Consider the following 19845-nt stretch of genomic DNA (forward strand, 5'->3'; position numbering starts at 1 on the left):
TACGGATCACCGCGACATGCTCGGCGTTGATCAGTCCCAGGGCTCGGGCAGCGGCGGTCGCGGGCAGTGCTGCGGGCAGGGACTCTCCGGTCACCGTGCGCCGCGGCGCCAACACCGCCGCCTCGCCGAGGCGGCGGCTGGCTTCACCGTGGGAGATCCGCCACCGGGTCGCCAGCACGTCCTTCCAGGACTTGGCGCCCAGCTGCTGCGGGGTCGCCTCGACCTGCAACCGGGCCAACAGCCGATCCCGCAACCCCGGCAACTGACACCACAACGTCTCCAACTCATCGAGCGAATCGACCAGCTCAGACCGGGTCAACACGTCGAGATCGCAGGCGGCCACCGCATCAAAAGCGGCCCGCAACGCGGTCACCGCCTCCTGCAATACCGTCCCCGTACCCGACATACCTCGAACATACATTCGACCACCGACAAGTTCCGGACGGCATCCGGGACGGCTGTGACTTCTGAAGCTGAAGTGACACTGGGGGTTAGAGTAAAGAATCAAGTCGCCCGGGTGATCGCTTCAACCGGTGAAGACGGCCGCCGGACGGTGCGGCACCCGTCCGGCGCCGCCGATCACGGGCGCCTCTCGTGGGGTGTAGAGCATCACCAGTGGTCGCGCTCGGGATCGTGCAACACCTCACTGTCGAAACTCAGCCAGCCACGGGTCGGATGGCGTAGTCGTTTGACTGCTGACCGCCGCGCACCGACCTCACCTCGCTCCCACTGGGCGCGGAATGCCGGGCTGGTTGCGGAGAGCTCGACGAGCAGGGCCTGCAGGTACCCATCGCCGGGTACCGACTCAGCGCCGACCGGAGTTGCACAGTTGCCTCGCTTGCGAGCTGGTCGATCCCGTCCGCGCCGAGGACGTCGTGAAGCGGCCCAGCCGTGAAGCACTGGTAGACGATGTTGAGCGCCGCTGAGCACCGCGAGGGCGATCGGCGCAGGTGAAGTATGCGAGGCACGAGCGGAGCAGCGCATCCGACCCAGATCACGAAACTGCAAAGATGTGAGCAGTGGTTGACCGCGCCAGATACTCCACTCCTAGCGTGACCTGTGTCGGTTTCTCGCAGCAGCGAAGGATTCCTTTGAGTTCGGCAAACGGTGGGTTCAAGAGCGCGGACGCACGCCGCCGCTATTTGACCCAGTATGAAGATCTGCGTGCATTGAGTCCACAAGCCGATGTCGTGCACGATGTGTCTACCGAGTTCGGCACCGTGCGGGTGTATCAGCACGGGCCGGATCGCGGTGTCTCCGTCTTCCTCGTACACGGCTTTTTCCTGACGTCGGCGATGTGGTGGGAGCAGGTCTCGGACTTGGCCGGCAATTTCACCGTCTATGTGATGGATGCGCTGGGCCAGCCTGGGGCAAGCGTTCAGTCGAAAGCGATGTCCACCCCGGCAGACGCCGCGCGTTGCATCGACGCGGTCTTGGAGGGCCTAGAGCTGCATGGCGTCCATCTGGTTGGGCATTCCTACGGCGGTTGGCTTGCCACACACACGGCGGCACGGGCACCTCATCGCTTGGCGACAGTGACACTGGTTGATCCGGCCGGCGCGGTGGCACGCCTGTCTGCCAGGTTCTGGGTGAGTCTTGTGCTCCAAGGGCACCCCCGCTCCGCGCGCGCTCGACGCGCTGCGGCCTGGATAACCGGTCACCATGCGCTTGCGGGGTTGTTCGGGGCCGGATTTGCGGAGTTCGCACCACCAGTGCGAACTCCGCCGTCACGTTTGATCAGCGATCGTGTGCTGCGCTCAATCGATCTCCCGGTGCAAGTGCTTCTGGCGGGCATCACTGTTCACGATTCGGTGAAGGGCATTGCTCGGATGAGCTCGGTTGTTCCTCACTGGCAATATCACCTGTGGCCGAACGCCTCTCATGCGCTGCCAGTTGAGCTCCCCGACGCGGTCAACAGCTGTATACGTTCTTTCGTGACCGAACACCGCTCGCCCTCGAGTTGACTCAAGTCACCGCATCCTCGACTCAACCAACGTAAGCGAGGCGCGTCGCGGTGAAGCTACTCCCACACCACCTCGTCGGGCGTCTTGTCCGAACGCAGACCGCGCCAGCTCGGCTGGCGCAGTCGGCCGTCGGAGGTGCGCTCGCTGTAGCGGACCTCCCCCACCAACTCCGGCCGGACGAAGGTCACACCCCTCGCGTCCGGACCGGTAAGCCTTGCAGCAAAAGGTGATTCGTCGGTGTGTAGCGGGGCCAGCGTCTTCTTCAGAGCAGCGAGTTCCTTGTCACTGAAGCCGGTGCCCACCCTCCCGACGAACTGCAACCCGTCCTCGCCGGGGATGCCCAGCATCAACGCCCCCAGCCCGCTGCTGCGGCCGCCGGTCCCCTCGCGCCAACCGCCGATCACCACCTCCTGGGTGTTCCAGATCTTGTCCTTGATCCACGACGACGACCGTCGGCCCGGTTGGTAGGTGGAGTCACGCTTCTTGGCGATGACGCCCTCCCACCGCTTCTTCCGGGCGAACTCGAGGGCTTCGGGTCCGTCACCGTCCAGCGCGTCGGGAACGATCAGACCACCGCCGTCGGCGAGAGCCTCGAGCAACCGCCTGCGGTCGGAGTACTTGGCCCGCATCAGCGATCGCCCGTCGAGATGAAGAATGTCGAAGGCCCAGAACTCCACCCGGGTGGAGCGCGCCCGGTTCTGCATCTCACCGAAGTTGGGCACCCCGGACTCGTCGAGCGCCACCGCTTCACCGTCGAGGATCACATGGTGATCGGCGAGGTCGGCTGCCAGCGCCTGCAGTTGCGGGTACTCGGCGGTGACGTCGCGGCCTCGCCGGGAGCGCAGCGTGAGCCGGCCCCGGTCGGCATCGACCAGCAACCGGTAGCCGTCCCATTTGCCCTCGAAGGCCCACTGGGCCGACTTGAGCCGCTGCACCGAACCCTCGGTGGCCAGCATGGGTCCAAGATCGGCTGCCGTCGGCCGCTTCTGCTCCTTCATCCGGTGGGCCAGCCAGTTCTTGCCGTCGGTCTGGATCAACGCGTAGCGGCCGTCGATCTTCTCCCCGTGCAGCGTCACGATCACCTCGCCGCCCTTGTCGGGGCCGTCCGGTGCGTGGTCGTTGAACTTCTCGGTCTCGTAGGTGCCGGTATCCCAGACATGGACCTGACCACCCCCGTACTCGCCCTTGGGGATCTCGCCGGCGAAGGTCAGGTACTCCATCGGGTGGTCCTCGGTGTGCACGGCGAGGTGGTTGACCGAAGGCCTGTCGGGCAGGTTCTTCGGCACGGCCCAACTGACCAGCACGCCATCGCGTTCCAACCGGAAGTCGTAATGCAGCCGCCTGGCGTGGTGTTCCTGGATGACGAACTTGTCGTTGTTGCCGACCGTCGGCGCCGTCGCGGGAACAGGCTCCGGGGTCTTGGCGCTGTCCCGCATCCCGCGGTAGGTGGTCAGACGATCGGAGGCCGGCGACCACGGATCGAGGTCGGCGAGCAGATCGCCGTCGCGGTCCAACCGGCCGAGCACCTCGTCGAAGGTCAGATGGCGCAGGTCGGGATCGGAGATCTCGTCCCAGCTCCGTGGTGCGGCGACCGTCGGATGTTCGCGTCCACGAAGCGAATACGGCGCGATCGTGGTCTTGTTGCCGTTGTTCTGGCTCCAGTCCACAAACACCTTGCCCGCACGAAGGCTCTTGGTCATCGTCGCGGTGACCTTCTTGGGCATCGTCTGCTCGAGCTGCTGGGCCACCCTCTTCGCGAGCAGCGACGCCCCCCGCGAGCTGATCGGGTCCTGCAGCGGCACATAGAGATGCAGGCCTTTGCTTCCACTGGTCAGCGGGAAGGTCCGCAGGCCGATGTCGGTGATCAGGTCACGCACCTCGTGGGCCACCTCGCAGAGTTGGCGCATCGTGACACCCTCGCCGGGGTCGAGGTCGAACACGATCCGCGTCGCCGGCCCGACGGTCTGGTCGACAAACCGCCACTGCGGTACGTGCACCTCCAACGCGGCCTGCTGAGCGATCCAGGCCAGACCTTCGGCGGTGTCGATGACCGGATAGGTGGTGGTGCCCGACCTGTGCGAAATGGTGGCGCGGTCCAGCCAGTCAGGGGCCGAGGAAGCCAGTTGCTTCTCGAAGAACGACCCCTGTTCCACCCCGTTGGGCCAACGCTTGCGCGTCACCGCCCGACCCGCGATGTGGGGCAGCATCGCCTCGGCCACGCCGACGTAGTAGTCGAACACCTGGCCTTTGGTGGTGCCGGTCGCCGGGTACAGCACCTTGTCCGGGTTGGTCAGCTTCACCCGGCCACAGCGGTCCGCCCCTTCCTGCATGGATCCACGGTATAAGGCTCAGACCCCGGCGCAGTGCCGGTAGCGTCGAGTCGGTGAGGGCACTGGTCATCGGTGAAGCGCTGATCGACGTGGTCGCGCGGGAGGGCCGGGCGGCCACCGAGCATGTCGGCGGCAGCCCGCTCAATGTCGCGGTCGGGTTGGCAAGGTTGGGTCGCGAGGTCGATTTTCTCACCCACATCGGCACCGACGAGCGTGGACGGCGGATCGCCGAGTACGTGGAATCCTCTGGTGCACAAATTGTTCCGGGAAGCAACACCGCCGCACGCACACCGACCGCGCAGGCCACCGTCGACCGGGAAGGGTCGGCGACGTACACCTTCGACATCGACTGGCAGCTGACGGGGACGCCCGAGGTGGCGCCCCCAGTGGTCGTTCACACCGGCTCGATCGCCGCGGTGCTGGAACCCGGCTGCCTGGCGACCGCCGCGCTGGTGGACACCTACCACCTGTCGGCGACGTGCACGTTCGATCCGAATGTCCGGCCGGCACTGATCGACGACGCCGACTCGGCAAAGGCCCGCATCGACCGCCTCATCGAACGTTCGGACGTGGTCAAGGCCAGCGACGAGGACCTGCGCTGGATCGATCCGGTCCGGCCGCCGGAGGAGGTCGCCTCCGGGTGGCTCGCATTGGGACCGTCGATCGTCGTCGTGACGTCCGGCGGCGGCGGGGCGGTCGCGATGTGTGCGGCAGGCACCGCGCGGGTACCTGCGTTCGATGTGGACGTGGTGGACGCCGTGGGAGCAGGCGATGCGTTCATGACCGGGCTGATCGATGCGCTGTGGTCGCAGAATCTGCTCGGCGCCGAGCGCCGTTCCCGGCTTGCGGCCATCGGGTTGGACGAGCTGACGAGCGCCGTTCGCGCGGCGTCCACGGCCGCTGCGCTGACCGTGTCCCGCGCCGGTGCCGAACTGCCCGACCGCGCCGCACTGGATGCGGCAGGTTCATCGGACATACTGGGCTGATGCGTTCCATCTGGAAGGGCTCGATCGCCTTCGGCCTGGTCAACGTACCGGTCAAGGTCTATACCGCCACCGAGGACCATGACATCAAGTTCCACCAGGTGCACGCCAAGGACAACGGCCGCATCCGGTACAAGCGGGTCTGTGAAGTGTGCGGTGAGGTCGTCGAGTACCGCGACATCGCCAAGGCCTATGACTCGGACGACGGCCAGACCGTCATCATCACCGACGACGACATCGCGACCCTCCCCGAGGAACGCAGCCGCGAGATCGAGGTGCTCGAGTTCGTGCCGGCGGGCGACCTCGATCCGATGATGTATGACCGCAGTTACTTCCTGGAGCCCGACGGCAAGTCGTCGAAGTCGTATGTGCTGCTTGCGAAGACGCTGATGGAGACCGACCGGGTGGCCATCGTGAACTTCGCGCTGCGCAACAAGACCCGGCTCGCGGCGTTGCGGGTCAAGGACTTCAGCAAGCGCGACGTGATGATGATCCACACGCTGTTGTGGCCGGACGAGATCCGCGATCCCGACTTCCCGGTGCTGGACAAGGAAGTCGAGGTCAAGCCGGCCGAGCTGAAGATGGCCAGCCAGGTGGTCGACTCGATGACCGACGACTTCAACCCCGACCGCTATCACGACGACTATCAGGAGCACCTGCGCGAGTTGGTTCAGGCGAAGCTCGAGGGCGGCGAGGCGTTCACCACCGAGGAGGAGCCCCAGGAGCTCGACGAGACCGAAGACGTCTCCGATCTGCTCGCCAAGCTCGAGGCCAGCGTGAAGGCGCGCAAGAACAGCTCGGGCTCGGGCACCGACGACAAGCCCGCCAAAAAGGCCCCCGCCAAAAAGGCTTCCAAGAAGGCACCGGCGAAGAAGACCGCGGCCAAGAAGTCGCCCGCCAAGAAGACCGCAGCCAAGAAGGGCTGACACCTCTGCCGACTTCTGCGCGATGGCAGCGGGTCCCGGCAACCGGCGACCTTCATGCAGATCTCGGCATCGTCCAGTCTCGCCGAGCCAGCGCTGAGCGCACGCGGTGCAGGATGAAGGCCCGGCTGTGTTCGGCCACCATCTTGATATCGATCCAGCCCTGGCGTTCGATGAACTCCGGACCCGGACCTGCGTCGCCGGAACGGGGAGACCGTCGTCGATGAGCATGAGCCGCAGCCGGGTCTCCCGCGGCGACTGCGCACCCGCATCCATCAGCGCCAGCGCCGACCGCGCGCGTCGGACACCACGGGCTCCTCGATATCGGTCGGGATCTCGAGCGCCTCGGCGGCGGTGACGGCGGTGGCCCCCGCCAGCGAGTCGAGGTGGGCGACGGCGAGGTCGCGCGGAAGATGGCGGGCCAGATCGAGCGCGGTGCGGGCCGGGGTGGTCACCGGCACATCGCCGACGAGCGCATATTCGTCGGGGCTGATCCGCTCTTCACACACGATCACACCCTGTCGGGGCTGGTGTGTTCGGCGATCAGCTCAACGGGTGTGTCGACGTCGACCCACTTCGCCCCGAGTAGCGCAGCCGCCGCCCTACCCGCGATGATGCCGCGTCGGCCGGACCACAACCAGGCCGCCTGTGCATTGACGAGCACGCTGGCCGCCGACCCCTTGGGGACGTAGACCCCGGGCTGCACCGCCCGGTAGTTCCAGCGCAACTGGCCGCGAGTCAGCCTGCCGTCGGCGACGGCCTCGGCGCCCAGGAACGGATACCGCATGCCGCCGATACTCGGGCGGGCAACCGACAGAACAGCAATGAGTAACCCACTTCTGCATCTCGGTTGTGGATAACCGTCCGTCATTGCCATCACGCCGAAACCGCAACAAACTAGAACAGGTTCTTGTTACGGTGGCGCGCGTGATTCTCGACAGGTTCAGACTCGACGATCAGGTGGCCGTGGTGACCGGCGCCGGCCGGGGCCTCGGCGCCGCCATGGCGTTGGCGTTCGCCGAGGCCGGCGCAGACGTACTGATCGCAGCCCGCACTCAAGCCCAGCTCGAAGAGGTCGCCGAGCAGATCGGCAACGCGGGCCGCCGCGCGCATATCGTCGTCGCCGACCTCGCCCGCCCAGACGACACGGCAGCTCTCGCGGCCCAGGCGATCGAGGCGTTCGGGAAACTAGACATCGTCGTCAACAACGTCGGCGGCACCATGCCCAACGCACTTCTGACCACCTCGACGAAGGATCTTCGCGACGCCTTCACGTTCAATGTGGCGACCGCCCACGCGCTGACCACCGCCGCGGTGCCGCTGATGTTGGAGCACTCCGGTGGCGGCAGCATCATCAACATCACCTCGACGATGGCTCGGGTCGCCGGGCGCGGTTTTGCTGCCTACGGCACCGCGAAAGCTGCGCTGTCGCACTACACGCGACTGTCGGCGCTCGACCTCGCCCCACGCATCAGGGTCAACGCCATCGCCCCCGGATCGATCCTTACGTCCGCTCTCGACGTCGTGGCCAGCAACGACGAGCTGCGCACCCCGATGGAGCAGGCCACCCCGATGCGCCGGCTCGGCGACCCGCTCGACATCGCCGCCGCTGCGGTCTACCTGGCTTCACCGGCGGGCAGCTACCTGACCGGCAAGACGCTCGAGGTCGACGGCGGCCTCACCTTCCCGAACCTCGAGCTGCCCATCCCCGATCTGTGAGGACCCGGACATGACCATCAAAGTGGCCGCCATCGGCACCGGAAACGTCGGCAGGCACGCGCTGACCCACTAATCACCGACCCGCGATTCGAGCTGACCGCGGTCTGGGTCTCCTCCGAGGCGAAGGCCGGCAAGGACGCTGCCGAGCTTGCGGGACTGCAGGATTCCACCGGCATCCTGGCGACCACGGACCTCGATGTCGTGCTGGCGACCGAACCCGCCGTCGCGGTGTACACCGCGATGGCAGACAACAGGCTGACCGAAGCTCTCGAGGACTACCGGCGCATCCTGGAAGCGGGCGTCAACGTCGTCGGCAGCGCTGCGGTCTTCCTGCAGTACCCGTGGCAGGTGCTGCCCGACGAGATGGTCAAGCCGATCGAGGACGCCGCGAAGGCCGGAAACGCAAGCATCTTCGTGAACGGCATCGATCCCGGCTTCGCCAACGACCTGCTGCCACTGGCATTGGCCGGCACGTGCCAGAGCGTGCAGCAGATCCGCTGCATGGAGATCATCAACTACGACACCTAAGCTAAGACAGCGCGACGGTGATGTTCGACGTCATGGGGTTCGGCGGCAGCCTCGACAACACCCCGATGCTGCTGCAGCCCGGTGTGCTGAGCCTGGCGTGGGGTTCGGTGGTACGACAGTTGGCCGCCGGCCTGGGCATCGAGCTCGACGAGGTGACCGAGACCCATGTTCGGGTGCCCGCGCCGGAGGACTTCGACATCGCCTCCGGCCACATCAAAAAAGGCACCACCGCCGCGATGCGGTTCGAGGTGCGCGGCATGAAGGACGGTGCCGTCGCCGTCGTCCTCGAGCACGTGACCCGGCTGCGCGACGACCTGTGCCCCGAGTGGCCGCAGCCCGCCGCGCACGGCGGCAGCTACCGGATCGAGATCACCGGCGAACCCTCCTACGCTCTCGACCTGTGCCTGAGCAGCCCGAACGGCGACCACACTGGTGGCGACGGCGGCGCGCGTCGTCAACGCCATTCCTGCGGTGTTGAGTGCCCCGGCGGGAATCGTGACGGCGCTCGACTTGCCTCCCATCACTGGCAGAGGCTGTACGCTGAGCGGTAACCCACGCTGGAAGGATCTGAAGACATGAAGGCTCGCCTCAGCACCCTCGCCGCTTTCCTGGTCGCAGGCGGTGCGTCCGTGGCGATCGCTGCCGCACCTGCCGCAATGGCCCAGCCGAGCTGCACCGAGACCGGACAGGGCGGCGGTTATCAGGGCGGCTCGACCACCGTGTGCCAGTCCCCGGGCAACGCGCAGATCGATTCGCGGCCAAGCGTTCTCGCGCCTAACGTGAGCCAGTCGATGTTCCCGTGGGGCATGGGGATGTTCATCCTCTGACGAGGACGGACGGACACCTGGAGCGAGTAGCCGGTCATGAGAATTCTTGCGCTGGCGATCGCCGGAGCGGCCCTTGCCATCGGAGCGGCGCCAACCGCCGTCGCGGCACCGCAATGCACTGACGTCGGGTCGACGGTGACGTTCTGTGAGACCAACGGCAGCACCCAACTGACCACCACCCCGCCCCCGTGGAACTATGGCGGCTGGCAGGGTATCGGGTTCTGGCCGCTCGTCGGCGGCTTCGGTATCGGGGACTGAGGGCATCGGGGACTGAGCGGCATCAGAGACTGACCCCGCCCGCGCGACGCGTGGGCCGCATTGCCTCGTCCCCAAGGTTTCGTCTACCCTAACTTTTCTGTTCGCTCGTCCGGATAGAAGAGGGGTGTGGTGACGCGAGACGTCCGTCCACAGACGCGGCCCGGCTGGCTGTTGCTCGGACCAGCGTTCGTCGCGGCGATCGCCTACGTCGACCCCGGCAACGTCGCGGCCAACGTCAGCGCCGGTGCGCAGTTCGGCTTCCTGCTGGTCTGGGTGATCGTCGTCGCCAACCTGATGGCAGTGCTCGTCCAGTACCTTTCGGCGAAGCTGGGGCTGGTGACCGGGCTGTCCCTGCCGGAGGCCGTCGGGGCGCGGATGGGCCGGCCGAGCCGGCTGGCGTACTGGGCCCAGGCCGAGTTGGTGGCGATGGCAACGGATCTCGCCGAGGTGGTGGGCGGCGCGATCGCGCTGTACCTGTTGTTCGACCTGCCCTTGCTGGTCGGCGGCGTCATCACCGGGGCGGTGTCGCTGCTGCTGCTCGTGGTGAAGGACCGCCGCGGCCAGCAGACTTTCGAACGGGTCATCACCGGTCTGCTGCTGATCATCGCGATCGGCTTCCTGACCAGCTTGGTGGCCGCGCCACCACCGGTCGACGAGGCCGCGGCCGGGTTGATACCGCGGTTCGACGGCGCCGAGAGCATTCTGCTGGCGGCAGCCATGCTCGGCGCCACCGTGATGCCCCACGCGGTGTACCTGCATTCCGGCCTGGCCCGCGACCGTCACGGCCATGCTCCGCCCGGCCCGGCCAGGCGGCGACTGCTGCGCGCGACGCGGTGGGATGTCGGCATCGCGATGCTGCTCGCCGGCGCGGTGAACCTGTCGATGCTGCTGGTCGCCGCCACCAACCTGCAGGGCATCGAGAACACCGACTCCATCGAAGGCGCGCATCAGGCAGTGCAGGATGCGCTGGGATACACCGTGGCGCTGTTGTTCGCGATCGGCCTGCTGGCCTCCGGGCTCGCGTCCTCGTCGGTGGGCGCCTACGCCGGCGCGATGATCATGCAGGGGTTGCTGCGCCGGTCGGTGCCACTGGTGACGCGCCGACTCGTCACGCTGCTGCCGGCCCTGGTGATCCTGGCCGTCGGCGTCGACCCGAGCCGGGCGTTGGTGTTGTCCCAGGTCGTGCTGTCCTTCGGGATACCCTTTGCCCTCATTCCGCTGGTTCGGCTGACCGCGAACGCATCCCTGATGGGCGGAGACATCAACCATCGCGTCACCACTGTCCTCGGATGGACGGTTGCGGGAGTCATTAGTCTTCTCAATGTGGTCCTGATCTATCTGACACTGACGGGCTGAATGGCAGACCGACACATCTACTTCGCGTACGGGTCCAACCTGTGCGTGCGGCAGATGGCGCAACGATGCCCGGATGCGACCGACCCGCAGACCGCGACACTCGCCGACCACGACTGGCTGATCAATGAGCGTGGTGTGGCCACCGTCGAACCATTCACCGGCAGCGAGGTCCACGGGGTCATCTGGCAGGTGTCCGACCGCGACCTGGCCACCCTGGACAGTGCCGAAGGGGTGCCGCTGCGCTACCGCCGCGACCAGCTCACCGTCGCCACCGGGAACGGCCCGTCACCGGCCTGGGTCTACATCGACCACCGCGTCGAGCCGGGGCCACCGCGGCCCGGGTATCTGGAGCGCATCCTCGACGGTGCCCGCCACCACGGTCTGCCGCACCGGTGGATCGCCTTTCTGGAACGCTGGGACCCGGCCCGCTGGCCGCAGCGCAAAGACCACTCCGATGCCGCTGCGCCACAGACGCTTTCAGAATTGCTCGCCGATCCTGCGGTCGCCGAAGACAGCACGTTGCGGTCCAGGTTCGGATTCCTGGCCATCCATGGCGGCGGCCTGGAACAGATGACCGACGTCATCGCCGAACGCGCCGCCGACGCCGCAGGCGCATCGCTGTACGTGGTCCGGCATCCCGATCACTATCCGTACCACCTTCCGTCTGCGCTGTACCGCCGCGACGAGTCGTCGCGGCTCGCCGAGTTTCTCGACCACGTCGACGTGGCGGTATCGCTGCACGGCTACGGCCGGATGGGCCGCAGCACCCAACTGCTGGCAGGCGGGCGTCACCGGGAACTGGCCGGGCACCTCGCCGACCACGTCGACGTCCCGGGCTACCAGGTCATCACCGACCTCGACGCGATTCCGCGCGAACTCCGTGGCCTGCACCCCGACAACCCGGTCAACCGGGTCCGCAACGGTGGCGCCCAGCTGGAATTGCCCGCGCGGGTGCGCGGCATCAGCCCCCGCAGCGCCATGCCCGGCGACGACGGTCTGCCCCCTGCCACTTCGGCGCTCGTGCAGGGCCTGGCGCAGGGTGCGCGGTCCTGGAGTCTCGATTGGTGACATTAGCTACGCCGCACCTGATCGGCCGGCGCCACACCCATCCGTCGGTGACGCCGCTCCGAATAGGCGTATGTGGAACCCATGTACGCAGGAAAGCAGTCGATCCCGGTCATCGCCGCCGGCGCGGTGCGCCCCGCGCTGTACCGCACCCGTATCACTCACCTGCGTCGGGCACCGGTGCACCATTACTTCGAGCACCGCAGCTACAGCTGGTTCGTCGACCTCGACAATTTGCCGCGGCTGCCGCGCTGGCTGAGTCCGTTCGCCACCTTCGATGCCCGCGACCACTTGTGGGGCACTGCGGACGACACGCTCCGCGACCGCGTAGACGCGTTCCTCGCCGACAAGGACATTGACCTCGGCGGCGGCAAGGTGACCGCGCTGATGCAGCCTCGGGTGCTCGGCTACGTGTTCAATCCGCTGAGTCTGTACTGGTGCCACGACGCGCGAGGGGTGCTGCGCTACGTCATCGCCGAGGTGCAGAACACCTCGGGCGGACGCCATGCCTACCTGCTGCCACCGTCGGACGACCGGCCGGCGATGGTGTGCAAAAAGCTCTACACCTCGCCGTTCACCGGCGTGGACGGTCACTACCTGGTTCGGGCACCACAGCCGGACGACCAGCTCAACGTCCGGATCTCGCTTCACCGGGACGACCACCCCGCGTTCGTCGCGACGCTGCGCGGCACCAGAAAGCCGGCCGGCGTCGCCCAGATCCTGGCCATGCAGGTCGTCGCGCCGATGGCCCCGCTGATGAACGCGCTGAGCATGCGCGTGCAGGCAGTACTGCTGTGGCTGCGACGGGTCCCGGTGATTCCGCAACCGAGTGTGGAGCGGGAAAAGGTGGACCAACTATGAGGAATTACCGCGGGCAAATCAACCGTCGGCGGGCATCCGGTGAATACCGTTTGCGGACTTCGTTTTTCACAGCGACACCGCCGAAGTACCGATTAACGTGACTATGAATGCGCTGGTAGCTAGGCTACCGGGCGTGACCGCCGAACTCGACGCACTTCTGCGCCAGGTGGCTCGGCGGGACGTCGACGCGTTCGCGGCTTTCTACGATCTGACCCGCTCACGAGTGTTCGGCCTGGTCACCCGGGTTTTGCGGGACCCCGGCTACAGCGAGGAAACCACCCAGGACGTCTACCTGCAGGTGTGGCGAACCGCGGAGAACTACGACCCGTCGGCCGGATCTCCGATGGCCTGGCTGATGACCCTGGCCCACCGCCGGGCGGTCGACCGGGTGCGTTCCGAACAGGCGGCCAGCACACGGGAATCCCGCTACGGCGCCGCCAACGTGGAACCGGTCTCAGACCACGTCGCCGAGATCGTCATCCGCGGCGACGAACATCGCCAGGTGACCGAGTGCCTGGGAGCGCTGACCGACCACCAGCGCGAATGCATCCAGCTCGCGTACTACGACGGGTTGACCTACGCCCAGGTGTCGGAGCGGCTGTCAGCGAACCTGGCGACCATCAAGTCGCGGATGCGTGACGCCATCCGCGGCCTGCGCAGATGTCTGGGGGTCGCGGCATGACCTATCCCCCTGGTCCTTCAGGGCCCACCGGTCCGCCCGACATGGACCTGTTGTCAATGGCGACGCCGTACGCGTTGCACGCCCTGACCGACGCCGAGACCGCCGAGATCGACAGGTGCCTCGGGGAGGCACCTCCCGACGTCGCGGAGGCATTCGTCTCCGAGGTGCGGGCCGCGCGGGAAACGATGGCGGCGATCGCCGCCGCCACCGCTGTCGAGCCTCCCACTCATCTTCGCGACCAGTTGCTCGAACAGATCTCCGACGACCGCGTTCGGCAGATCAGACCCGCCGAGCGGCAGACCAGCCGCTGGGCCAAGCCGGTCCTTGCCGCGGCGGCGACCATCGTGGTCGGCCTCGGTGCGCTCGGTGTCGGGCTCGCGATGCGCCCCGCACCCGCACCGTCGACCGCCGACCAGGTGTTCGCCGCTCCCGATGTCCGCACCATCTCCGGCGAGATCCCCGGCGGAGGCGTGGCCACGGTGGTGTTCTCCCGGGAGTGGGACTCTGGCGTGCTGGTGATGAACAATGTGCCGCCGCCGCAGCCCGGCACCGTTTACCAGATGTGGCTGGTCGACGCGGACGGGCCGCACTCGGCCGGGACGATGGACGCCGAAGCGGTGGCGCCCTCGACCACCGCGGTGCTCCCCGACCTGGGTTCGTCGCGGGCGCTGGCGTTCACCGTCGAACCACCCGGAGGTTCCACCCAGCCGACGGGTCCGGTGTTCGCGGAACTACCGCTCGTCTAGGGCGTTTCCAGCGTCGCCGCCGCGGCTGCGGCCAGCACGTCGCCCATGTCGTGCCTGCGCTCCCAGGCCCGGCGCTGGCGCATCGCACCATTGCCCACCTCGGCGATCCGTGCCAGCCCGGTTGTCACGAACTCGTAGTCTCCTGCGTCCTCCAGCGCCGGGCGGACCGTGTCGACAAGACCCACGAGAAGCTCGAGCGCGGGCGCGGTGACCCGGTTCTGCAGATCGACACCGTCGCCGTCGAGCCCGTCGCGGGCGGCCTTCCAGTACGCGGCCTTCAGCAGGAACGGCGCCAACGACAGGGTGTGTTCCCCGCGCCGGGCGTCGTCGAGCGCCGTCGTCACGCAACCGCGGACCAGCGCGGCGAACAGCACCGTCTCGGCCACCGTGGCGGGGACGTCGGCGACCCGCACCTCCACCGTCGGGAAGTTCGCCGACGGCCGGACGTCCCAATAGACCATTCCGGCGTCGCGCATCACGCCGGTATCGCACAGCAGCTGCACCGCAGCGTCGTACTCCTCGGCGGAGCCGAACTGCGGTGGCGGGCCGGCGCTGGGCCAGCGCGCCCACAGCACGCTTCGCCAGCTGGCATGACCGGTGTCGGCATTGCGGTAGATCGCCGAGTTCGCAGTCAGCGCCAGCAGCTGCGGCAACCACGGCCGCAGCCGGTTGCTGACAGCGATGGCGGCGTCGCGATCGGGCACTGCGACGTGCACGTGGGCGCCGCAGATGCCCTGTTCGTGAGCGATCATGCCGAACATCTCCCCGATGTCGCGGTAGCGCGGGGTGTCGGTCACCGGAAACTCCCGGGGCAATGTCGGCGGTAACCCGACCGCGAGCAGCTGCGCCCGGGTCCGTTCGGCGGCGTTGGCCGCGGTGCGCCGCAGCTTGACCAGTTGCTCGCGCAGATCGTCGATCTCGGTGACGACGCCGGTCGCGGTCTCGACCTGGCAGCTCGTCAGCTCGAGCTGCAGGTCGACGCCGTGCTCGGCGGCTCGGTCGGCCACCGACTTGTTGCGTGCGACGGGCGCACCCGAGGTGGGGTCGACGAGAAGGAACTCCTCCTCGACGCCGAGCGTGGGTGGGTTCGTCATGGCGAAAAACTGATCCGGCCCGTCGGATGGTTCGACGACGGGCCGGATCTGGGTGAGGAAGTCACTCGCTCATATGCCCGCCACCCGCCGGCCTCAAACCTGCCGCCTAACATCGTTTTTGTGGTCAAGCATTTCCGGTTCGGAGCGGGCATCACACGGGGCGCTCACGGACGACGCTCGAGGAGACCGCGCGCCGGGCGGAGGGCCTGGGATTCGACATCATGCATGTCCCCGACCACCTCGGAGGTGTTGCGCCGTTCCCGGTCATGACGGCGGTCGCGATGGCGACCTCGACGTTGCGGGTGGGCACGTTCGTCATCAACTCCGCGTTCTACCGGCCCGCACTGCTGGCCCGCGACGCGGCCGCGCTGCACGCGCTCAGCGACGGCCGGTTCGAGCTCGGGCTCGGGCTCGGTACCGGCTACGTCAAGGAAGAGTTCGACGCCGCGGGGATCCCGTTCCCCAGTGCGGGCGAGCGCGTCGACCATCTCAAGGACACCACCGCCCACCTGGCCGAGCACCTGCCCGACGTGCCGATCATGATCGCCGGAAACGGCGACCGGGTGCTCCGTATCGCCGCGCGCTGCGCCGACATCATCGGGCTCACCGGCGGAGACCGGGCTCCCGGTGGCGACGAGGATCCGCTGCCCGACCGGATCGCGTTCGTGCGTGCGGCCGCTGCCGAGCGCTTCGACGACCTGGAGCTGAACGTGGCCATCACCGCGATGCCGGTCGACGACTCCGGACGGCCCGATCTGACGATCACCCGGTACTCCCTGCCCGGGCTGTCCGACGACGAGCTGCTGCGCCACCCCGGTGTGCTCTCGGGGTCGACACAGGACATCGCCGACCGCATTCGCGGTTATCGCGACACCTACGGCATCAGCTACATCATCGTGCAGGCACGCCACGCCGAAGCGTTCGCGAAGGTGATCGCGCTGCTGAAGTAGCGGCCGGGTCAGAGGAAGAGGTACAGACCCGACAGCAGCGCCCACATTCCCACGCAGTAGAACTCGAACGCGGCCCGCAGTGGGATCGGGGCGTGGCGCAGCTCCATGAAGTCCAGTCCCACCTTGATCGCCGCGATGGCCAGCACGACCACGGCCACCAACGACCCGGTCCCGTGCTCGGCGCCGACGAGCCACGACAGGATCGTGGCGGCGACGAGGAACAGCCAGCTGGCGCCGGCGCGGTTCTTCAGCAGTTCGAGGACGGTCATCAGCTCACCAGGTACAGCAGTGCGAACAGGAAGATCCACAGCAGATCGACCAGATGCCAGAAGCAGGCGGCGCCCTCGACCAGCGCGGTGCGGGTCGCACTGAGCTCGGCCCGGCGGGTCTGCGTGAGCACAAAGGCCAGGGTGGCCAGACCGAGGCAGACATGGAACAGGTGCAGCCCGGTGAGGATGAAGTAGTACAGGTAGAAATCGTTGGCCCCGGGGCCGTGCCCTGCGGTGGCCAACGAGATGTACTCGAACACCTTGAGGGCGATGAAGACCAGGCCGAACGCGATCGCCCCGGCCGCCGCGCGGGTGGCGATCGATCCGGCGCCGGCCCGCAGCGCGTTCAGCGCCAGCACCACCAACAGCGAGCTGGTGAGCAGGACCAGGGTGTTGAGCACCCCGACACCGAGGTGCAGGGTGCCGCGCGCGGCGTCGAACACCTCGGGTGCCTTGGCGCGCTCCACGAGGAAGGTGACGAAGAAGGCGCCGAAGACGGCCATGTCGCCGAACAGGAAGACCCAGGTGCCGCTTTCCCCGGGGATCCGCCGGGTGCCCGGCGGCGTCACGGTGCCGCTCACGCCAGTTGGGCCTGCTCGGCCTTGATCGACTTCAGCATCACCGAGGTTGTGGAGAACAGCCACACCACCAGGACCAGACCCGGGATGTAGAAGGCGAACACGCCGTTCCAGGCCAGCGGTCCGTCGTTGAACACCACCACCACACAGCCCGGCAGCGACAGCGTGGCCACCCACAGGTTGAGGTAGCCGTACCACCGCGGGAAGGTCGGCGGGTCGGCCTTGTCGACGAACGTCGCGATCGCCAAGGTGATGTTCTGCACGATGATGGTGCCGACGATGCCGATGAACCACAGCCAGAAGACGTCGTTGAGGGCCTGGGTGAGCTCGGCCGACCGCTCTTCGGGACGGTAGGCGGCCACGCCGAGGAAGAACTGTGGGAACAGCAGTGCCGGGACGAATACGGTCGCGGCCATCAGCTGGGTCATCGACAGCATGCCCCAGCCGCCCTCGGCCCGGCGGATCCGTAGCACGATGGTCGCCAGGAACGGCAGGGCGAGCGCCGCGCTGAGCAGCGCACCGGAGACACCGAATCGGATCCAGAGTTTCTGGTCGACGAAGAACGCGGCGATCTCGTCGGCCGGAGCCGCCGGGGACAGTGGTGGGAAGAGCTGGGCGATACCGGAGAAGCTGGTGCCGTAGAGAATGATCATGACGGTGCCCGACCAGGCGCCGATGCGTTGCAGTGTCAGCTCCACGGGGGGCACGCTACCGGCCGTCCCGGAAGTTTTGACACTTTTGCCATAACTCGGCTCCGCCGCCGTTGCGGGTCCGCGTCGCCACCCGGGTAAGCTGCCAGCGGTGTCAGCCCCCGTAGCTCAGGGGATAGAGCACGGCTCTCCTAAAGCCGGTGTCGCAGGTTCGAATCCTGCCGGGGGCACCAAGTAAGTTTGCAGGTCAGCGCTGTTTCCGGGCGGTTGCCCTACTGCTTGTCGCCCCTCTCTGGTCGGTGTGTGGTCGGTGGTTCGTTGGTATCGGATAGCTCGTCGTGGTGGTCAGCGTCCAAACCAAGTTCGGGTGGGTCCGTAATTCGCCTCTTCAACCGGTCATTTAGTTCGGTGGACCTGTCAGATACTTCGCGGGCAATCCTCTTGATCCGCGCCAGTCGGGCCTCCGGACCGGACTCCAAGGTGGACTCCGCGGCGGGATCTGCATCGTCGGCGGGAGGAGCTTCACCCTGCGGTGTGTCGGCGCCGTAAATGTCGGCCGCGAATGATTCTTCATCGACGGGTGTGCTGTTCAACATTTCCGCGACTTCGGCGGCCGGGATCCAGCGACGCTTGTGGGCCACTGGTTCATCCTCCTCCGGCGCAGCTGCGCCCGCGTGCACCCGCCGAGCGGCGTCATCGAGCCGACGCGCAACGTCGTCTAGGTCTGATGGGAAAAGGCCGGCGTAATGATTCAACGTCGTCGCGGCGGACTCATGGCCTAGCAGACGTGCGACGGCGACGACAGAGGCACCGGCTTGGATCGCGAGCGACGCGGCCGTGTCACGCAGATTATGGGGAGTGATGTCGAGGTTGAGTGCAGCCACGGCGTCGTCGAAGACGTCTCGGCGGAAATTTCGGTTGCGAAGCGGGGTCGAGCTGGCCGACGGAAATACGAGCTCTTGTGGTCGACGTCCTGAACCATACCCGGCAAGTTCCTCCATCACGGTCCCGGGCACCGGCACTGAACGCGCCTGGTGATCTTTGACCGGGGCCATCTCGCCCCGAGGTGCCTCCTCGGAGTAGGAACGGGCCACGCGAAGCCTCTTCGCAGTGGGATCGACGTCGGACCAGCGCAGAGCCGCAAGTTCACCCCACCTCAGGCCGCAGTATCCGGCCACCAAGACGAGTAGACGATCGCGCGGGGAACGCAGATGGTCAGACAAAGCCCAAAGTTGTTCGTGAGTGAGGGGACGGGGATCATTCCCCTGCACTTTGGGCAAGCGGATGCCTGTGGCGGGGTTGCGGTGTACCGCCCCATCCCTGAGCGCATAGTCGAACACTCGGCGGAGCACTCCGAGTGCGTGCCGCGCTGTGGCCGGTGACTGCTTGCGCGAAATCTCTGCAGCCCACTCCTGGACCTCTGAAGGGCGCACGGACACCAGAGGGCGGCGGCCGAAGGAGTGCGCGATCTGCTTGCTGATGACACCGCGGATCTTCCGCTCGGTGGCGGGCTGCTTAGCGGGTTGTGCAGCCAACCAGGCATCGCACCACTCGCGAACCGGCTTCTCACCGGCCTTCGGGTCCGCCCAGACGCCCGTCTTCAGCGCGTCTACCTGTTTGCGCTCCCACTCCTGTGCATCGCGCTTTCGCGGGAATGTGCGCGAGGCAACGTAGCGGCCGCGGTAGTACACCCGAGCCCGGTACACGCGTGCCCCATTGGGGCCCTCGCGAGCTTCGATCATTTGCACTCCAGCACAGAGCTATTGGCGCTCACGACCGGCCGCCGTACTGCTCAATTTCGTCAGAGAGGTCGACGTCATCCCATGAGGCGTACTTGGCGGCAACGTAAACCAGCACCGCTTCGCTCATGTCGAAGAGATCGGAACGACTGACACCTGTACGCGGCTTGGGCTGACCCGCGAATCGTCCCTTTTTCAGGCTCTTCCGGGAAGTCCGTGGGTCATGGTGTGACCGGGTAGAGCTGTAATCCGCCGAGGTGGAAGTAGATTGCGGTCTTGAAGTGCTCTCGGTTGCGGTAGCCGCGGGCGGAGACGCGGATGGC

The 19845-nt window shown here is 67.0% G+C and carries 19 protein-coding genes, 1 tRNA gene and 3 pseudogenes; 14 read left to right on the forward strand and 9 right to left on the reverse strand.

Annotated elements, in window-relative coordinates:
• Positions 1-421: DUF222 domain-containing protein (locus WA944_RS23365; RefSeq protein ID WP_526647405.1), on the reverse strand; the 421-nt coding region annotated here is incomplete at its 3' end.
• A 188-nt stretch (positions 422-609) separates the two neighbouring features.
• Positions 610-984: an MmyB family transcriptional regulator gene (locus WA944_RS23370; RefSeq protein WP_526372511.1), complete on the reverse strand. Its 375-nt coding sequence runs from the start codon at positions 982-984 to the stop codon at positions 610-612.
• 68 nt (positions 985-1052) lie between these two features.
• Here WA944_RS23370 and WA944_RS23375 point away from each other — a divergent pair, with 68 nt between their 5' ends.
• Positions 1053-1964, forward strand: coding sequence for an alpha/beta fold hydrolase (locus tag WA944_RS23375; protein WP_526372510.1), 912 nt, complete (start codon positions 1053-1055; stop codon positions 1962-1964).
• A 56-nt stretch (positions 1965-2020) separates the two neighbouring features.
• On the opposite strand, the gene WA944_RS23380 is transcribed toward WA944_RS23375, so the two are convergent.
• Positions 2021-4294, reverse strand: coding sequence for an ATP-dependent DNA ligase (locus WA944_RS23380; protein WP_526372509.1), 2274 nt, complete (start codon positions 4292-4294; stop codon positions 2021-2023).
• 53 nt (positions 4295-4347) lie between these two features.
• Here WA944_RS23380 and WA944_RS23385 point away from each other — a divergent pair, with 53 nt between their 5' ends.
• Both WA944_RS23385 and ku read left to right on the forward strand, forming a co-directional pair.
• Positions 4348-5280, forward strand: a complete 933-nt coding sequence (locus WA944_RS23385) for a carbohydrate kinase family protein (protein ID WP_526372508.1) — start codon at positions 4348-4350, stop codon at positions 5278-5280.
• A complete protein-coding gene (ku, locus tag WA944_RS23390; RefSeq protein WP_526372507.1) occupies positions 5280-6203 on the forward strand; it encodes a non-homologous end joining protein Ku in 924 nt (307 codons plus the stop codon). Before WA944_RS23385 ends, ku begins: the two co-directional genes overlap by 1 nt.
• 52 nt (positions 6204-6255) lie before the next feature.
• Here the strand turns inward: ku and WA944_RS23395 are convergent.
• A pseudogene (locus tag WA944_RS23395) lies at positions 6256-6987 on the reverse strand (type IV toxin-antitoxin system AbiEi family antitoxin).
• A gap of 140 nt (positions 6988-7127) precedes the next feature.
• Here WA944_RS23395 and WA944_RS23400 point away from each other — a divergent pair.
• The 9 genes and pseudogenes from WA944_RS23400 (at position 7128) to WA944_RS23440 (ending at position 14242) form a co-directional block, all read left to right on the forward strand.
• Positions 7128-7919 carry an SDR family oxidoreductase gene (locus WA944_RS23400; protein WP_526372506.1) on the forward strand — a complete coding sequence of 264 codons (792 nt, stop codon included), beginning with the start codon at positions 7128-7130 and terminating at the stop codon, positions 7917-7919.
• Between the two features lie 10 nt (positions 7920-7929).
• Positions 7930-9026 (forward strand): annotated as a pseudogene (locus tag WA944_RS23405) (NAD(P)H-dependent amine dehydrogenase family protein).
• Positions 9023-9274, forward strand: coding sequence for a hypothetical protein (locus WA944_RS23410; RefSeq protein WP_526372505.1), 252 nt, complete (start codon positions 9023-9025; stop codon positions 9272-9274). Before WA944_RS23405 ends, WA944_RS23410 begins: the two are co-directional and overlap by 4 nt.
• 36 nt (positions 9275-9310) lie before the next feature.
• Positions 9311-9532: a hypothetical protein gene (locus WA944_RS23415; protein ID WP_526372504.1), complete on the forward strand. Its 222-nt coding sequence runs from the start codon at positions 9311-9313 to the stop codon at positions 9530-9532.
• Between the two features lie 129 nt (positions 9533-9661).
• Positions 9662-10888, forward strand: a complete 1227-nt coding sequence (locus WA944_RS23420; RefSeq protein WP_526372503.1) for an Nramp family divalent metal transporter — start codon at positions 9662-9664, stop codon at positions 10886-10888.
• Entirely contained in the window at positions 10889-11956 is a 1068-nt protein-coding gene (locus WA944_RS23425; RefSeq protein ID WP_526372502.1) for a poly-gamma-glutamate hydrolase family protein, read from the forward strand.
• Between the two features lie 81 nt (positions 11957-12037).
• Positions 12038-12814: a DUF1365 domain-containing protein gene (locus tag WA944_RS23430; protein WP_526372501.1), complete on the forward strand. Its 777-nt coding sequence runs from the start codon at positions 12038-12040 to the stop codon at positions 12812-12814.
• A 103-nt stretch (positions 12815-12917) separates the two neighbouring features.
• Positions 12918-13496 carry an RNA polymerase sigma factor gene (locus WA944_RS23435; RefSeq protein WP_526372514.1) on the forward strand — a complete coding sequence of 193 codons (579 nt, stop codon included), beginning with the start codon at positions 12918-12920 and terminating at the stop codon, positions 13494-13496.
• A complete protein-coding gene (locus WA944_RS23440; RefSeq protein ID WP_526372500.1) occupies positions 13493-14242 on the forward strand; it encodes an anti-sigma factor in 750 nt (249 codons plus the stop codon). The genes WA944_RS23435 and WA944_RS23440 overlap by 4 nt, the downstream gene beginning before the upstream one ends.
• Here the strand turns inward: WA944_RS23440 and WA944_RS23445 are convergent.
• Positions 14239-15336 (reverse strand): carboxylate-amine ligase, encoded by a 1098-nt coding sequence (locus WA944_RS23445; protein ID WP_526372499.1) that lies wholly within the window; start codon positions 15334-15336, stop codon positions 14239-14241. The genes WA944_RS23440 and WA944_RS23445 overlap by 4 nt on opposite strands.
• Positions 15337-15456: 120 nt before the next feature.
• On the opposite strand from WA944_RS23445, the pseudogene WA944_RS23450 reads away from it, so the two are divergent.
• A pseudogene (locus WA944_RS23450) lies at positions 15457-16286 on the forward strand (TIGR03621 family F420-dependent LLM class oxidoreductase).
• Positions 16287-16294: 8 nt separating this feature from the next.
• Here WA944_RS23450 and WA944_RS23455 read toward each other — a convergent pair.
• Genes WA944_RS23455 through WA944_RS23465 form a run of 3 tightly spaced genes read right to left on the reverse strand, consistent with a single transcriptional unit; the run spans position 16295 to position 17786 of the window.
• Entirely contained in the window at positions 16295-16555 is a 261-nt protein-coding gene (locus WA944_RS23455; RefSeq protein ID WP_526372498.1) for a cytochrome C oxidase subunit IV family protein, read from the reverse strand.
• Positions 16555-17136 carry a cytochrome c oxidase subunit 3 gene (locus WA944_RS23460; protein ID WP_526372497.1) on the reverse strand — a complete coding sequence of 194 codons (582 nt, stop codon included), beginning with the start codon at positions 17134-17136 and terminating at the stop codon, positions 16555-16557. Before WA944_RS23460 ends, WA944_RS23455 begins: the two co-directional genes overlap by 1 nt.
• Positions 17133-17786, reverse strand: a complete 654-nt coding sequence (locus WA944_RS23465; protein ID WP_526608958.1) for a hypothetical protein — start codon at positions 17784-17786, stop codon at positions 17133-17135. The genes WA944_RS23460 and WA944_RS23465 overlap by 4 nt, the downstream gene beginning before the upstream one ends.
• A 154-nt stretch (positions 17787-17940) precedes the next feature.
• Here WA944_RS23465 and WA944_RS23470 point away from each other — a divergent pair.
• Positions 17941-18016, forward strand: a tRNA-Arg gene (locus tag WA944_RS23470).
• Positions 18017-18055: 39 nt separating this feature from the next.
• Here the strand turns inward: WA944_RS23470 and WA944_RS23475 are convergent.
• A complete protein-coding gene (locus WA944_RS23475; protein WP_526608957.1) occupies positions 18056-19474 on the reverse strand; it encodes a site-specific integrase in 1419 nt (472 codons plus the stop codon).
• Positions 19475-19845 lie beyond the last annotated feature (371 nt).

Source organism: Mycobacterium sp., assembly GCF_049683355.1.
GTDB lineage: Bacteria > Actinomycetota > Actinomycetes > Mycobacteriales > Mycobacteriaceae > Mycobacterium.

What these genes read in the sequence shown, in the direction of transcription:
- WA944_RS23445 (WP_526372499.1), bottom strand. Translation starts at nt 15,336, where the DNA reads ATGACGAACCCACCCACGCTCGGCGTCGAGGAGGAGTTCCTTCTCGTC.
- WA944_RS23370 (WP_526372511.1), bottom strand. Translation starts at nt 984, where the DNA reads ATGCGCTGCTCCGCTCGTGCCTCGCATACTTCACCTGCGCCGATCGCC.
- WA944_RS23380 (WP_526372509.1), bottom strand. Translation starts at nt 4,294, where the DNA reads ATGCAGGAAGGGGCGGACCGCTGTGGCCGGGTGAAGCTGACCAACCCG.
- WA944_RS23410 (WP_526372505.1), top strand. Translation starts at nt 9,023, where the DNA reads ATGAAGGCTCGCCTCAGCACCCTCGCCGCTTTCCTGGTCGCAGGCGGT.
- WA944_RS23415 (WP_526372504.1), top strand. Translation starts at nt 9,311, where the DNA reads ATGAGAATTCTTGCGCTGGCGATCGCCGGAGCGGCCCTTGCCATCGGA.
- WA944_RS23440 (WP_526372500.1), top strand. Translation starts at nt 13,493, where the DNA reads ATGACCTATCCCCCTGGTCCTTCAGGGCCCACCGGTCCGCCCGACATG.
- WA944_RS23435 (WP_526372514.1), top strand. Translation starts at nt 12,918, where the DNA reads ATGAATGCGCTGGTAGCTAGGCTACCGGGCGTGACCGCCGAACTCGAC.
- WA944_RS23455 (WP_526372498.1), bottom strand. Translation starts at nt 16,555, where the DNA reads ATGACCGTCCTCGAACTGCTGAAGAACCGCGCCGGCGCCAGCTGGCTG.
- WA944_RS23430 (WP_526372501.1), top strand. Translation starts at nt 12,038, where the DNA reads ATGTACGCAGGAAAGCAGTCGATCCCGGTCATCGCCGCCGGCGCGGTG.
- WA944_RS23425 (WP_526372502.1), top strand. Translation starts at nt 10,889, where the DNA reads ATGGCAGACCGACACATCTACTTCGCGTACGGGTCCAACCTGTGCGTG.
- ku (WP_526372507.1), top strand. Translation starts at nt 5,280, where the DNA reads ATGCGTTCCATCTGGAAGGGCTCGATCGCCTTCGGCCTGGTCAACGTA.
- WA944_RS23465 (WP_526608958.1), bottom strand. Translation starts at nt 17,786, where the DNA reads ATGATCATTCTCTACGGCACCAGCTTCTCCGGTATCGCCCAGCTCTTC.